The 14,852-nt window shown below is 65.1% G+C and carries 12 protein-coding genes; 8 read left to right on the plus strand and 4 right to left on the minus strand.

Features of this window, described 5'->3' with window-relative positions:
- Positions 1–84 precede the first annotated feature (84 nt).
- Positions 85–1,743 carry an amidohydrolase gene (locus tag AC1RTP_RS14740; RefSeq protein WP_498608377.1) on the minus strand — a complete coding sequence of 553 codons (1,659 nt, stop codon included), beginning with the start codon at positions 1,741–1,743 and terminating at the stop codon, positions 85–87.
- Between the two features lie 93 nt (positions 1,744–1,836).
- Between AC1RTP_RS14740 and AC1RTP_RS14745 the strand changes: the two genes are divergently transcribed.
- From AC1RTP_RS14745 to AC1RTP_RS14755, 3 genes are all read left to right on the plus strand, one after another.
- Entirely contained in the window at positions 1,837–2,475 is a 639-nt protein-coding gene (locus tag AC1RTP_RS14745) for a glutathione S-transferase family protein (protein ID WP_498608708.1), read from the plus strand.
- A gap of 65 nt (positions 2,476–2,540) precedes the next feature.
- Positions 2,541–2,912 carry a BlaI/MecI/CopY family transcriptional regulator gene (locus tag AC1RTP_RS14750; protein ID WP_498608378.1) on the plus strand — a complete coding sequence of 124 codons (372 nt, stop codon included), beginning with the start codon at positions 2,541–2,543 and terminating at the stop codon, positions 2,910–2,912.
- Entirely contained in the window at positions 2,902–4,074 is a 1,173-nt protein-coding gene (locus tag AC1RTP_RS14755) for a M56 family metallopeptidase (RefSeq protein WP_498608379.1), read from the plus strand. The genes AC1RTP_RS14750 and AC1RTP_RS14755 overlap by 11 nt, the downstream gene beginning before the upstream one ends.
- A 121-nt stretch (positions 4,075–4,195) precedes the next feature.
- Here the strand turns inward: AC1RTP_RS14755 and AC1RTP_RS14760 are convergent, their stop codons facing one another.
- The 3 genes from AC1RTP_RS14760 to ada form a co-directional block, all read right to left on the minus strand.
- Entirely contained in the window at positions 4,196–4,780 is a 585-nt protein-coding gene (locus AC1RTP_RS14760) for a hypothetical protein (protein ID WP_498608380.1), read from the minus strand.
- Positions 4,781–4,924: 144 nt separating this feature from the next.
- Positions 4,925–5,668 carry a 2OG-Fe(II) oxygenase gene (locus AC1RTP_RS14765; protein ID WP_498608381.1) on the minus strand — a complete coding sequence of 248 codons (744 nt, stop codon included), beginning with the start codon at positions 5,666–5,668 and terminating at the stop codon, positions 4,925–4,927.
- Positions 5,665–6,747 (minus strand): bifunctional DNA-binding transcriptional regulator/O6-methylguanine-DNA methyltransferase Ada, encoded by a 1,083-nt coding sequence (ada, locus tag AC1RTP_RS14770; protein ID WP_498608382.1) that lies wholly within the window; start codon positions 6,745–6,747, stop codon positions 5,665–5,667. The genes AC1RTP_RS14765 and ada overlap by 4 nt, the downstream gene beginning before the upstream one ends.
- A gap of 132 nt (positions 6,748–6,879) precedes the next feature.
- Here ada and hutC point away from each other — a divergent pair, with 132 nt between their 5' ends.
- The 5 genes from hutC (at position 6,880) to rho (ending at position 14,624) form a co-directional block, all read left to right on the plus strand.
- On the plus strand, positions 6,880–7,602 hold the full coding sequence (hutC, locus tag AC1RTP_RS14775; protein WP_498608383.1) for a histidine utilization transcriptional repressor HutC: 723 nt from the start codon (positions 6,880–6,882) through the stop codon (positions 7,600–7,602).
- A 53-nt stretch (positions 7,603–7,655) separates the two neighbouring features.
- Positions 7,656–12,344 carry a PAS domain S-box protein gene (locus tag AC1RTP_RS14780; protein ID WP_498608384.1) on the plus strand — a complete coding sequence of 1,563 codons (4,689 nt, stop codon included), beginning with the start codon at positions 7,656–7,658 and terminating at the stop codon, positions 12,342–12,344.
- Complete coding sequence (locus AC1RTP_RS14785; RefSeq protein ID WP_498608385.1) at positions 12,337–12,747, plus strand: response regulator; 411 nt, start codon at positions 12,337–12,339, stop codon at positions 12,745–12,747. Before AC1RTP_RS14780 ends, AC1RTP_RS14785 begins: the two co-directional genes overlap by 8 nt.
- A 149-nt stretch (positions 12,748–12,896) precedes the next feature.
- The gene (trxA, locus tag AC1RTP_RS14790; protein ID WP_055933746.1) at positions 12,897–13,223 is read left to right on the plus strand and encodes a thioredoxin TrxA; all 327 of its coding nucleotides are present in this window, start codon (positions 12,897–12,899) and stop codon (positions 13,221–13,223) included.
- Between the two features lie 138 nt (positions 13,224–13,361).
- Entirely contained in the window at positions 13,362–14,624 is a 1,263-nt protein-coding gene (gene rho, locus AC1RTP_RS14795) for a transcription termination factor Rho (RefSeq protein ID WP_028101995.1), read from the plus strand.
- The last annotated feature ends 228 nt before the right edge of the window (positions 14,625–14,852 follow it).

Below are 14,852 nucleotides of genomic sequence, written 5' to 3' on the forward strand. Positions count from 1 at the left end.
GTGTAGAAGAGAAAGGACACGGGCTCTGCCGCTTGCGGCAGAGCCCGTGTCCGTTTGCTCGACCTGACCCCGACTTTTATCCCGCTATTTACGGAAGACTTGCTTGCCGCCGACCCAGGTTTCTAAAACGTTAATTTTGCCGATTTGTTCAGCGGGGACTTTGAACAGGTCTTTGTCGGTGAGGATGAAGTCGGCCCATTTGCCTTTTTCCAGCGAGCCGACGGATTGCTCCTGGTGCGCGGCCCAGGCGGCGTCCAGGGTGAAGCAGCGGAACGCTTCGGTCAGCGTCATGGCCTGGTCTTTGTACCAGCCGCCGGTCGGTACGTCCTGCATGTCCTGGCGCGTGACTGCGGCGTGGATGCCTTGCAGTGGATTTGGCGACTCGATCGGGAAGTCGGAGCCGCAGGCGATGCGGCTGCCCTGCTTGAGGAAGGTGTGCCAGGCGTAGGCGCCTTTGATGCGCTGCGGGCCGACGCGCTGTTCGGCCATGTTCTGGTCGGAGGTGGCGTGGGTTGGCTGCATCGAGGGCACAATGGCCAGTTGCTTGAAGCGCGGGATGTCGCTCAGCTGGACGACCTGCGCGTGCTCGATGCGGTGGCGCTTGGCGGCCAGCGGGTACTGCTTGCCCAGTTGTTCGAAGCTGTCCAGGATTTGCTTGTTGCCGGCATCGCCAATGGCGTGCACATTAACCTGGTAGCCGGCCTTCATGGCCTTTTCCATCTTGTCGTGGATGGCGAGGTCGGTGTTGAACAGCAGGCCGCGGGTGTGCGGCGCGTCGCTGTATGGTTCGATCAGCGCGGCGCCGCGGCTGCCCAGGGCGCCGTCGGAATACAGCTTGACGGCGGCCAGCGCGTAGTGGCCGTCGGCGTAGGATTTCAGCGGGCCGTTCTTCGACAGCTTTTCGAAGTCGGGGCCGACGTCGCCGATCATGGCGTAGACGCGGGTGGTGAGCTTGCCGTGGTCGGCGTAGTCGCGGAACAGGCGGTCGGAGCCCGCGTCGATGCCGGCGTCGTGCACGCTGGTAAGGCCGACGCTGGAAAGCATGCCCAGGGCGCCGTCAAGCATGGCGCGCGCTTCGCTCTCGGTCGGCTTGGGCAGGATCTTGTAGACATGCTCCATCGCGGTGTCGACCAGGATGCCGGTGGCGTTGCCGTTGGCATCGCGTTCGATCTTGCCGCCTTCGGGATCCTTGGTGTCGCGCGTGATGCCGGCTGCTTCCAGCGCCTTGGTGTTGACCCACATGGCGTGGCCGTCGATGCGCTCCATGGCGGCAGGGCGGTCGCTCACCACCGCATCAAGTTCGGCGGCCGTCGGGAAGCGGCCCAGCTTCCAGATTTCCTGGTTCCAGCCCTTGCCGATCACCCATTTGCGTTGCGAGTTGGCTTGCGCGAATTTGGCGACCGATGCTTGCGCCGCCGCCAGCGAAGTCGGGCTGTACAAGTCGGCGCTGGTGGCTACTTCACCCAGTCCGAAAACGTGGCCGTGGGCGTCGATCAGGCCAGGCAGCACGGTCTTGCCCTGCACGTCGATGCGCTTAAAGCCCTTGGCTTTGGCGGCGACTTCCTTTGCGCTGCCGACTGCGACCAGCTTGCCCTTGTCGTCGAAGGCTAGCGCCTTGAACTGCACCAGCTGGCCTTTGGCGTTAAGAGTGTAGCCGTTGGCGTTGTCGATCATGGTGCCGGCGGTGGCAGTGGCGGAAAGGGCCAGCGCGGCGGCGGCCAGCAGGGTGCGGCGGAAGTGCATGGATTCGGTCCTTTCGAATTTGAAAGCAAGATCCAGAGTGTAGCGTGCTTCGTGCGCTGGTCCAATGTCGCTTTGCACAATGGAGCCTTGAATATGTTGACGCTTTTCGATTACCTGCCTTCGCAGAACGCCTACAAAGTCCGCCTGCTGCTGTCCCACCTTGGCCTGCCCTATCGCACGGAGCTGGTGAGCATCTTCGAGCGTGAGGGCCAGCGCGCCGAATACCTCGCGGTGAACCCGTCCGGCGCGGTGCCGGCGCTGCAGCTGGAGGATGGACGGGTGCTGGCGGAGTCCAACGCCATCCTCACCTACCTCGCAACGGGCACCCCTTATTACCCGGACGACGCATACGCGGCGGCCAAGGTGCAGCAGTGGATGTCGTTCGAGCAGGACTACGTGCTGAGCATCGCTTCGCTGCGGCACTGGACCATGACGGGTAAGCTGGCGCGCCGGCCGGCGGCGCTGGTAGCGATGCGGCGCGGGGGCGGGCTGCGGGCGCTGCAGATCCTGGAGCGCGAACTGGCGATGCGACCGTTCATCGCGGGCGAGGACTACACCATCGCCGACATCTCGCTGTTCGCCTACACCCATCGCGCGGACGAGGCGGGACTGCCGCTGCGCGAGTTCCCGCACGTTTGCGCGTGGATCGAGCGGGTGCGGGCGCAACCTGGCTTCCTCAACGAGCACCATCCCTATTCCATCGATCCGCATTCTTCGTCCGAACTGCCCTGAGCAGCGCCTTGACATGATCGATTACAAGTGTAATCATGCGCCATCGATTACACGCGTAAATGAATATGTCCATCCAGATCAGTGAAGCCGAGGCACTCGTCATGGAGGTGCTGTGGCAACAACACCCGCAGGGCGCCGACGAGATATGCGCGGCGTTGGCGGCGCAGCAATGGCAGGACGCCACCGTCAAAACCCTGCTGAACCGCTTGCTGAACAAGGGCGCCATCAGCGCCGAGAAGGATGGGCGACGCTACCTGTATGCGCCGCTACTCAAGCGCGAGCAATGGCTGGCCGCCGAGAGCAAGGGTTTCCTCGACCGTCTGTTCGACGGCAAGGTGGCGCCGCTGGTGGCCCACTTCAGCCGCCATCGCAAGCTCAGTAAATCCGACATCGCCGAGCTGAAACGCCTGATCGGGGAGCTGGACGATGGCAAATGAATTGCTGTGGCGCGCCTTGCTGGCCAGCCTGTTCGCCAGCGCGATGATGCTGCTGTTGCGCCGTCCGCTGCGCGCCGTGTGCGGCGCCGGGGCGGCTTATGCTGCCTGGGCCATCGTTCCGGCCAGCATGCTGGCAGCGCTGCTGCCGCACAGCGACGCTACCGTGCATTGGGCGATCGGCGTGCCGGCCGCACCGGCCGCACTACAGGCGGTGCAGGCCCGCGCCAATGCTGTCGTCTGGCCGTGGCACACCTGGCTGGTCAAGGCCTGGCTGGCCGGCGCGCTTGTATTGGCAGCCCGCTTTGCCTGGCAGCAGTGGTGCTACCAGCGCGGCTTGCGGCGCGGTCCTGCGTCGGCGCGTGTGCTGCGCAGCGGGATGGCAGGCTGCGGGCCGGTGCTGCTTGGCGTGTGGCGTCCGCGGCTGGTCCTGCCTGCCCGCTTCCGCCAGGACTATGTCCATGCGGAGCGGCGGCTGGTGCTGGCCCATGAACGCATCCACGCTGAACGCGGCGACTTGTGGGCTAACGCGGCTTGTGCGCTGCTGCAATGCCTGGCCTGGTGCAATCCGCTGATCCATCTTGCTGCCGCACGCTTCCGCCTTGACCAGGAACTGGCGTGCGACGAAACCGTCCTGCGCCGCCACGGCCAGGCGTCCACTTATGCCCGCGCCCTGCTTAAGACGCAGCTGTCGGCGCAAGGCATTCCCCTGGCTTGCCAATGGCAGGCCGCCCATCCACTGAAGGAGAGAATCGTGAACTTGAAGTCGACCATCACCCCGGCCCAGCGTCTGGCCGGCCGTTTTGCCGCCGGTATGTTGCTGGCCGCCTGCAGCCTCGCTACCTGGGCGGCGCAAGCCGGCACTACGGCGGATAAGCATTACTTGGTGACGCTGAGCATGCTGGGTAGCAATCCGACCGTTTTGATGAAAGCGGGCGAGCCGGCCGAGATCGCGATGGGCCAGGGGGCCGATGAGTGGCGTACTCGCCTGGTCGTCACGCCGCACGAGGGCCAGGTGCAATTGCGCGCCCTGGTTACCCACGGCGGAAAGCAGGTCGACGACTATACGGTGGTTGGCCCGCTTGAGCAGGATATTTTCATCGGCTCCAAAGACGTGGAAGAGTTCAAGGCTAAGCTGCGCGTGCGCGAAAAGACTGGCGCTTAAGCTGTTCGTTCAGGGCGGCGGCGAGAACACGTGCGAGGTGTTCTCGTTTAGGGGACCAAAACAAAGTGTCTGAAACTTTGTCTGAAACTGCCTGAAACCGTCCTGAAATTGTCTGAAACAGCTAATCATCAGGAAGGATGTCCGTGCGCCGCTCTAACTTGCCTTGGCGTCGGGTGGCAGCCTTTTCAATCAATGCCAGCGCGTTTCGCAGGCTTTGCGCCATGACAGCGGGCGCCGTTGCGGGCTCATACGGGCGAAATGCCGGAACAGGTTCCGCACGTGGGCTGCGCAGTTGTTCCTGGCGAATGAAGGCGGCGTTCTTCCAGTAGCGCTGGCCGGGAAGGCGCAACCAGAGGTCGCGCCATGCATTGCGAGCCGTACCCGCGACCTCGGCGGCGAATTGGTTCGGCGTCATGGGCCTGCCATCGTAGATCACGGCATCACCGACGACCTTCGCAAACGCATGGCATCCCCGGTAGAGCATTTTCAATTCCGTTCCCTCGGGCAGGAACAGCCGCTTCCATTGATAGCCGGGGAGTGGCTTATCGCCGGTGCTGGTCTCGCCGCGCGCGGCCGCAAGCCACGCAGCGAGCGCGCCTTCGACGATCTCGAGCAGGTCGCGCTCGTCCCCAAATTCTTGCAGATAGTTTGCTAACTCGAGAAATAGTGCACTCGAAATTTGCACTGACACAAGTTTGCGGCTCATGATTTTCCTCCCTTGAACGAATAGTCCTTAGACATGGGAGGAAAACCTAAGTTCAGACAATTTCAGAACGGTTTCAGGCAGATTCAGACAAGGTTTCAGACAATTTGTTTTGGCCCCCTAAACAAGGTCACCTTTCGCGAGTCCTCAATCGGCATCGTGGAAGATGATGCCTAGGGTATGGCGATGGCCGCCGCGCAGGCGGCTGACGCCGTGCCGCATATTCACGCGGTAAGTGCCCCGCGCCCCTGGAACAGGGCGATGAAACACCGGGAAGATCACGCAATCGCCCTGCCGCAAAGGCACCACTTCCACGCGCGACTGCATGCGCGGGCGCTGCTCCGTCAAAACGAACTCGCCGCCCTCAAAATCCTGGCCCGGCTGCGACAGCAGGAAAGCCGCCTGCAGCGGAAACACATGCTCGCCATATAGATCCTGGTGCAAGCAATTGAAGTCCCCCACCCCGTACTGCAGCAGCAGCGGCGTTGGCCGGGTCTGGCCGGCGGCATGGCAGCGCGCGATGAATTCCGCATGCACTGAAGGAAAGCGCGGCTCCAGCCCCATGGCCGCGTACCAACGGTTGGCAATCGGCGCCAGGTGCGGATACAGCGCGCCGCGCAGTTCCGCCACCAAGTCCGGCAATGGATAGCGGAAGTATTGGTACTCCCCCTTGCCGAAGCCGTAGCGCTGCATGATGACCCGGCTGCGATACAGCTCCAACTGCGAATACCCCGCCGCCAGCTGCATGCACTCCTCCGGCGACAGCACGCCGCGCACCAGTGCACAGCCATATTCATCGAGATCGGCAGCGATTTGCCGCCAATTGAAAGCAGCCAGGCGCGGCGAAGCTTCCGCCGCAACCAGCGGCGGCGCAAACAAATCGCCCGTCATGCCGCCGCCTCGTCCGCCCTCGCTTCAGCCTCGCGTTCAAGCAAGGCCGCCTTGCGCTCAACGCCCCAGCGGTAGCCGGAAATCGAACCATCGTTGCGCACCACGCGATGGCAGGGAATCGCCACCGCAATCGCATTGGCAGCACAAGCGCCCGCCACCGCACGCGCCCCTTTGGGCGCCCCGACCCGCTGCGCCAGTTCAGCATAGCTGACCGTCTCGCCCGCCGGAATCTCGCGCAAGGCTTGCCAGACGCGCTGCTGGAAGGCCGTGCCGCGCACATCAAGCGGCAGATCGAGGCCAATCTGCGGCGCTTCGACAAAGGCGATCACACGCGCCACCACCTGTTCATACGCGCCCTCCGCGCCGCGCAGCTCCGCCTGCGGGAAGCGGTCCTGCAAATCATGCGCCAGCGCCTGCGGGTCGTCGCCCAGCAAGATGCAGCAGATACCGCGCTCGGTACTGGCCACCAGGATCGCTCCCAGCGAGCACTGGGCGATGGCAAAGCGGATCACCGCCCCGCGCCCGCCCGCGCGCCACGCCGACGGCGTCATGCCCAGTGCGCCCGGCGTGGCGGCATAAAAGCGCCCGCTGGAATTGAAGCCCGCCGCATAAATCGCATCGGTGACGGAAGCCTCCTCGGCCAGCCCCTGCTGCATGCGCCGCGCACGCGCCGCCGCCGCATAGGCTTTCGGCGTCAGGCCGGTGTGGGCTTTGAACACGCGGTGGAAGTGGAAGCGGCTCATGCCGCCGGCCTGCGCCAGCGCCTCGAGGTCGGGCGCCGTTTCGGCAGCATCGATCAGGCGGCACACCTGGGCCACCATGGCCGCGTGGCGCTCGGCCAGCGGCGACTGCTCCGGCTTGCAGCGCTTGCAGGGGCGGAAGCCGGCCGCCTCGGCAGCGGCAATGCTGGCGTGGAATGCCACGTTCTCGCGCAGGGCCGGGCGCGCGCCGCAGGAAGGGCGGCAAAACACGCCGGTGCTGCGCACGGAATAATAGAACTGGCCATCGGCCGCGCTGTCGCGCGCCTGCACGGCGGCCCAGCGCTCGTTGTCGGTCAGGAAACGGTTCTTCGGGTTCATCGTTAGCTCCAGTCGGTAGTATGCCACCATGCTAGGCAGCCCGTCGGCCGACGGCACTCCGCCGCTTGCTATTGAATTCCCGGATGCTACAATCGCCGCACCCTAAGCACCCAAGCAGCCCTGGAGCCCGGTTTGGAAGAACAACTACAACAACACGACACCCCCATCTTTCAACGCATCAAGGACTTCCTGCTGGCGCAAATCGGCGCCGGCGCCTGGAAAGAAGGCGACGTGATCCCCTCCGAACAAGCGCTGGTCAAACAGTTCGGCGTCTCACGCATGACGGTCAACCGCGCCGTGCGCGAACTGACGGCCGAAGGCGTGCTGACGCGCCGCCAGGGCGCCGGCACCTATGTCGCGCAGCAGAAGTACCAGGCCACCCTGCTGGAAATCAAGAGCATCGCCGACGAGGTCAGAGCGCGCGGCCACGCCCACCGCAGCGCGCTGCAACTGCTCGAACGCGCCAAGTCCAGCGATTTGCAGGCGCTGGCCTTCGACCTGCCGGCCGGTCACGAGCTCTACCATTCGATCATCGTCCACTTTGAAAACGGCGTGCCGATCCAGGTGGAAGACCGCTGGGTCAACCCGCTGTGCGCACCCGACTATATGGTGCAGGATTTCAGCCAGGTCACACCGAATGAATACCTGGTGCGCGCCGCCCCCTTGCAGGCTGCCACTTACAGCATAGAAGCCTTGGTGCCGCCGCGCGAGATCGCCGAGATGCTGGCCATGGATGCGCGCCAGCCCTGCCTGGTGCTGAAACGCCAGACCCAATCGGCCGGCCGCGTCGCCTCGCTGGCCACCATGTGGCATCCCGGCCATCGCTACCAATTTGGCGGGAGCGTCCCGGCCTGAGCAATGCTATAGTTGACCGCACCGCCAGCGGCTGCTGGCCAGAAAGGGATGCCTTGACGTCACCGCGCCTGAATGCCGCCCCTGCCCGCGCGCCTGCCGGCCCTGCCAGCGCAGCCCGCGCTCGCCTGCGCCTGCGTCAGCTGGCCCTGGCTGCGGCCCTGATGGCGGCAGTTCCCTTGGCCAGCGCCGTCGACGCCGTCACCATCCAGCTCAAGTGGCAGCACCAGTTCCAGTTCGCCGGTTTTTACGCGGCCCAGGCGCAAGGCTATTACCGCGACGCCGGCCTTGACGTCACGCTGCGCGAAGCCACGCCGGGACAGGACACCGTGCAAGCCCTGCTCGATGGCGAGGCCCAGTATGGCGTCGGCGACAACGCCCTGCTGCTGCGCCGCGCGCAAGGCGCGCCGGTGGTGGTGCTGGCCTCCCTGTTCCAGCATTCTCCGGTCGCCCTGGCGCTGCGCCTCGATGGCGACGGCGCCCGCCCGGCCTGGCCAGGCGCACGCGTAGCGCTCGGGCCGGACGACGCTGAACTGCGCCTGATGCTGCAGCGCCAGCGCGTGCCCATGAAGGAACTGGCCCTGCTGCCGCGCAGCGCCAGCCCGGACGACCTGGTAAACGGCCGCCTCGAGGCCCTGTCGGTGTACAGCAGCGGCGCGGTGTTCCAGCTGCAGCGCGCCAACCTGCGCTATGAATTGCTGCTGCCGCGCAGCGCCGGCATCGACTTCTACGGCGACGTGCTGTACACCACCGAAGCCGAACTGCGCGACCATCCGGCGCGCGCCCGCGCCCTGCGCGCCGCCACCCTGCGCGGCTGGCGCTATGCGATATCCCACCCGCAGGAAATCGTCGACCTGCTGCGCGCGCGCTACCCCGAGCGCCGTTCACGCGAAGCGCTGCTGTGGGAAGCGCAGCAAATACTGCCGCTGCTGGAACAGAACCTGATTGAATTCGGCTACAGCAATCCGCACCGCTGGCAGGCCATGGCCGACCAATACGCTGCTGCCGTCATGCTGCCCAAGGGCTTCAAGGTGGACAGCTTCCTGTACCACGACGACGCGGCCACCCCGACCTGGCACCTGGCGCTGGGCGTCGCCCTCGCCCTGCTGGCCGGCGCTGCCTTGTGGCGCCTGCTGCGCGTCTCGCGCGCCCTGCGCGGCGCCGAGCTGCGCGTGGGCGACGCCGAGCGCCTGGCAAGCTTCGCGCTGGAAGGCGCCGGTGAAGGTTCCTGGGATTGGCAGCCGCAGCAACGCGCCCTGCACCTGTCCGCGCGCTACTGCGAAATCCTGGGCTACGCGCCGGGTGAGCTGCGCCCCGCCAACGCGGAGCAGTGGCTGGAACTGGTGCACCCCGACGACCGCAGCCGCATCGGCGCCGAAATCGCCGCGCTGGACGACCCGGCCGTCGGCCGCACCCCGTTCACCATGGAATTCCGCATGGCCTGCCGCGACGGCAATTGGCGCTGGGTGCTCGCGCGCGGCATGGTGCTGGCGCGCGATGCCGCCGGCCGGCCGCTGCGCATGTCCGGCACCCTGGGCGATATCTCCGACCGCAGTGCGGCCGAACTGGGACGCATGGCCGCCATGCTGGACGCCTTGCCCGGCGCCCTGCTGCTGGCCGAACGCGGCGGGCGCGTGCGCCAGGCCAATGCCGCGGCCGAAGCGGTCTTCAGCGCTGAAGCGGGCAAGCTGGCCGGCACCTCGATGGAGCAATTGATCCCGGACGCCATGCGCGACACGCCGGGCCGCCCGCGTGAATTGTTCGCCCGCCCCAAAATGCCGGGCCGCGTGCTGACCGCGCGCCGCAGCGACGGCGCATACTTCCCCGCCATGGTGCAGCTGGCGCCGCTGCAGCTGGGCGGCCAGGCCCTGGTGCTGGTGTCGCTGCGCGATATGACCCAGCGCCAGCGCGCCGAAGAAGCGCTGCAAGCCTCGTCCGAACGCTATCGCCTGATCGTGCAAACGGCGGCCGAAGGCATCTGGATGTGCGACGCCAACGAGCAGACCAGCTTCGTCAACCCCACCATGGCGCGCATGCTGGGCTACCAGGTGGAGCACATGATGGGGCGTCCGATGGCGGACTTCATGGACCCCGACTGCGCCGCCATGCGCCTGCGCCGGCAGCCCGGCGCCGCAGCCGCCAGCGAACCGGCCGAAGGCCGCTTCTACCGCCAGGACGGCTCTTCACTGTGGGCGCTGCTGTCGACCAGCACGGTCAACGCCGATAACGGCAGCTATGCCGGCACCCTGACCATGGTGACCGACATCACCGACCGGCGCCTGGCCGAACTGGCGCTGCGCCACTCCAACCAGCGCCTGGCCTCGGTGTTCAACGCCGTCACCAATGGCCTGCTGGTGTTCGACGCCGCCGGCAATATCATCGAATGCAATGCCGCCGCCAGCCGCATGCTGGGGCGCGCCGCCGCCCGCGGCGCCGGGCAGTGGGACGGCGTGCACGAGGATGGGCGCCGTTTCAGCGCGCCAGAACACCCGGTGGCGCAGGCCCTGGTTTCCGGCCAGCCGGTGCGCGACGTGGTGATGGGCGTGGCCGGCGCGGGCGGCGAAACCTGCTGGCTGTCGGTCAACGTCGAACCGCTGCGCGAAGAGCGCGGCCCCGGCAGCATGCTGGTGGCCAGCCTGACCGACATCACCTACCGCAAGCGCAGCGAAGACGCGCTGCGCCAGGGCGAGCAGCGCTTGCAGGAAATCATACAGATGATGCCGATCGGCCTGTTCATCAAGGACAAGGACAGCCGCATGCTCCTGATGAACCGCGCCTGCGAACAGCAGTTCGGCTACAGCTTCGATGAATTGAACAATGGCGACTACACCGCCTTCCACGCCCCGGAAGAAGCGGCCGCCTTCCGCCAGCGCGACCTGGAAGCGTTCGCCGGCCGCAGCCTGATCGACTTCGAGGAAACCATCTGGAACCCGGCCCTGGGCCGGTCGCGCCAGCTGCGCACCTTCAAGAAGCCGGTGTATGACGCGCACGGCGCGCCGGCCTACCTGATCGGCATGGCGATCGATATTTCCGACAGCAAGGCCAATGAACGGGCCCTGCGCGAACTCAATGAACACCTGGAAGAACGCGTGGCGCAGCGCACCGCCCAGCTGGACGAAGCGCGCCAGCAAGCGGAGGAGGCCAGCGCCGCCAAAGGCCAGTTCCTCGCCAAGATGAGCCACGAAATCCGCACGCCGATGAATGGCGTGATCGGCATGGCTTACCTGGCGCTGAAGACCGAGCTGGAGCCGCGCCAGCGCGATTACCTGGAAAAGATCCGCTTCGCCGGCGAACACCTGTTGCGCATCATCGACGACATCCTCGACATCTCGAAGATCGAAGCGGGCAAGCTGGAAATCGAAGACGTCGACTTCTCGCTCGACCACGTGATCCAGACCCTGACCACGGTGGTCGCGCCAAAGGCGGCCAGCCGCGGCCTGCGCCTGACTTTCGAGCTCGATCCTGCGCTGCCGCAGGTGCTGCGCGGCGACCCGCTGCGCCTGGGCCAGGTCCTGATCAACTACGTCAACAACGCGATCAAGTTCTCCGAACAGGGCAGCATCGAGGTCAGCGTGCAGCAGCTGCTGGCCGACGAGGAAGCCTGCCTGCTGCGCTTTGAAGTGCGCGACAACGGCATCGGCCTGTCCGAGGCCGAGCAAGGCAAACTGTTCCAGGCCTTCCAGCAAGCCGACACCACCATCACGCGCGAATACGGCGGCACCGGCCTGGGCCTGGCCATCTGCAAACAACTGGCCCAGCTGATGGGCGGCGAAGTCGGCGTCGAGAGCGCGCCCGGCGCCGGCTCCACCTTCTGGTTCACGGCGCGCCTGGGCGTCTCGCCGCGCGGCCTGCCGGACGTGATCAATGAAGTCAACGCCGCTGCGGCCGCCCTGCTGGACAGCGCGCGCAGCAGCGCCGCCATGTCGGCCCTGAAGGACGCGCGCATCTTATTAGTCGAGGACAACACCTTCAACCAGCAGATCGCGCTGGAAATGCTGGAAGAAGCGGGCTCCTCGGTGTGCCTGGCCAATAACGGCGCCGAAGCGCTCGACCTCCTGCACCAGGCCGACTTCGACTGCGTGCTGATGGACGTGCAAATGCCGCTGATGGATGGCCTGGAAGCGACGCGCCGCATCCGCGCCGACCCCGCCCTGGCCGCCACCCGCGTGCTGGCCATGACCGCCACCGCCACCAAGGACGACCGCGAGCGCTGCCTGCAAGCCGGCATGGACGACTTCATCGCCAAGCCTATCCAGCCGGCCCTGATGTACCAGAAAATCGCCAGCTGGCTGCCCGAGCGCGAAGCCGGCGCCGCCAACGATGACAACGCCCGCCCGCGCCCCGCCGGCCGCGCCGCCTTCCGCCCCACCCTGGCCGGCGACCCGGCCATCATCGACCTGTCGGTGCTGGCCCAGCTCCTGGGCTACCACCCGCACAAGATCCGCAAATTCGCCTTCAAATTCCTGCAAACGACGGAAGCGGGCTTCAATGAAATGGAAGCCGCCCTGGCCGCCGGCGAACTGCAGAAGCTGCGCGAACTGGGCCACCGCATCAAGAGCAGCGCCCGTGCCGTGGGCGCCCTCGGCATGGCCGAGCTTTGCCTGCAAATGGAACAGCTGGCGCCCGATGCCGACGCCAACACCGGCGCCGCCGCCGCCCGCAGCCTGCTCGACCGGCTATGGCCGCTGCTCAGCGCCGTGAGCGAGCACATCATGACCAATACTACTTTCGCCGACGATGACTGACACTCCCGCCACCCCGCTGCGCATCCTGCTGGTCGACGACGACCCCTTCATGCTGAGCATGCTTACCGACATGCTGGAAGACCTCGGCCAGCTCAATGTGCGCAGCGAAAGCGACGCCCGCCAGGCCCTGCTGGCGCTGCCGCAATTCCGCCCCGACCTGCTGGTGTGCGACCTCTCGATGCCGGACATGGACGGCATCGAATTCCTGCGCAAAGCCGCCGACAGCAGTTTTGGCGGCGCTGTCGCCCTGCTCTCGGGCATGGACGCCGGCATCCGCCAGGCCGCCGACACCCTGGCCCGCGCCCACGGCCTGTCCCTGCTCGGCACCCTGGCCAAACCCGCCACCCCGTCCGCCCTGGGCGAACTGCTGGCGCAAGCCGCCGCCCGCCGTGCAGCGCCATGAGTACACGGGCTGAAAAAATCGGTTATTATTTGGGCCATTCCCGCCCTGATTCCCTGTTGACTTCCCAGTATTGAATTAGTGCAGTTCGTCGCCAGATGGGCGATAACGGCAAGGGATATTCCCGGGCGAACTAACAACTAAGGAAAACCATGAGCGACTTGATCAAACACATTACCGACGCATCCTTCGACACCGACGTGCTGAAGTCCGACCGCCCAGTGCTGGTGGACTTCTGGGCCGAATGGTGCGGTCCTTGCAAGAGCATCGCCCCGATCCTGGAAGAAGTGGCCAAGGAATACGATGGCAAGCTGACCATCGCCAAGCTGGACGTGGACAGCAACCAGGCCGTGCCAGGCAAGTTCGGCATCCGTGGCATCCCGACCCTGATCCTGTTCAAAAATGGCGTGCCAGCCGCACAAAAAGTCGGCGCGATGGCAAAAGGTCAACTGACCTCTTTCATCGACAGCAATATTTGATGTAAGATAGGCGGTGCTGCGCCCGCAGCCCGCCTGAATGGCGGGGAAAGTGCCCAAAAACCTTTCCCCTTAAATAAATAGACCCACGTAGTTCCCTCCCCTACCCTTACTTTCCCGTCACGGGACACTCAAACAGCTATGCACCTTTCTGAACTTAAGGCTATGCACGTTTCAGCTTTGCTGGAAATGGCAATCAGCCTAGATATCGACAATGCGGCCCGCCTGCGCAAGCAGGAACTGATGTTCGCGATCCTGAAAAAACGCGCCAAGGCCGGCGAACAGATTTTCGGCGACGGCGCCCTGGAAGTACTGCCTGACGGCTTTGGCTTCCTGCGCTCGCCAGACGCTTCCTACATGGCGTCGACCGACGATATTTACATTTCCCCGTCCCAGATCCGCCGCTTCAACCTGCACACCGGCGATTCGATCGAGGGCGAGGTGCGTACCCCGAAGGATGGCGAGCGTTACTTCGCCCTGGTGAAAGTGGACAAGGTCAACGGCGAATCGCCGGAAGCGTCCAAGCACCGCATCCTGTTTGAGAACCTGACCCCGCTGCACCCGACCGTGCCGCTGCGCCTCGAGCGCGACATGGCCGGCACCGAGAACATCACCGGCCGTATCATCGACCTGGTGGCGCCGATTGGCAAAGGCCAGCGCGGCCTGCTGGTGGCATCGCCGAAGTCCGGTAAGTCCGTGATGCTGCAGCATATCGCGCACGCCATCACCACCAACCACCCTGACGTGACCCTGATCGTGCTGCTGATCGACGAACGTCCAGAGGAAGTGACCGAGATGCAGCGCTCCGTGCGCGGCGAAGTGGTGGCGTCGACCTTCGACGAACCAGCCACCCGCCACGTGCAGGTTGCCGAGATGGTGCTGGAAAAAGCCAAGCGCCTGGTCGAAATGAAGAAAGACGTCGTGATCCTGCTGGACTCGATCACCCGCCTGGCGCGCGCCTACAACACCGTGATCCCGGCTTCGGGCAAGGTGCTGACCGGCGGCGTGGATGCCAACGCGCTGCAGCGTCCTAAGCGCTTCTTCGGCGCCGCGCGTAATGTGGAAGAAGGCGGCTCGCTGACCATCGTTGCCACCGCGCTGATCGAAACCGGTTCGCGTATGGACGATGTGATTTACGAGGAATTCAAGGGTACCGGCAATATGGAGGTGCACCTGGAGCGCCGCCTGGCCGAGAAGCGTGTCTACCCTTCGATCAACCTGAACAAGTCCGGCACCCGCCGCGAGGAACTGCTGATCAAGGCCGACCAGCTGCAGAAGATCTGGATCCTGCGCAAGCTGCTGTACTCGATGGACGAGATCGAGGCGATGGAGTTCATCCTCGACAAGATGCGCGCCACCAAGAACAACGGCGAGTTCTTTGAGATGATGCGCCGGGGCGGGTAAACCGTCCAAAACCGGTAAACCGGGGTACGGCCCGCAGGGCCGTACCCCGTACGGTCTCATGGCCGGGGGTGAGGGTTGCGTCTTTGATCTTTTCAAAAAGTCAAAGACCCACAACCCTTCCCCCGGCTTTTACACACCTGGGGTCCGACCCTGCGGGTCGTACCCCGGTTTACCGGTTTTCGGGGTTTTTAAGGTATAATCGCGAGTTCATTTAAACCCTGGCAAGTG

This window comes from Pseudoduganella sp. GW821-FHT11H04 (assembly GCF_058807935.1).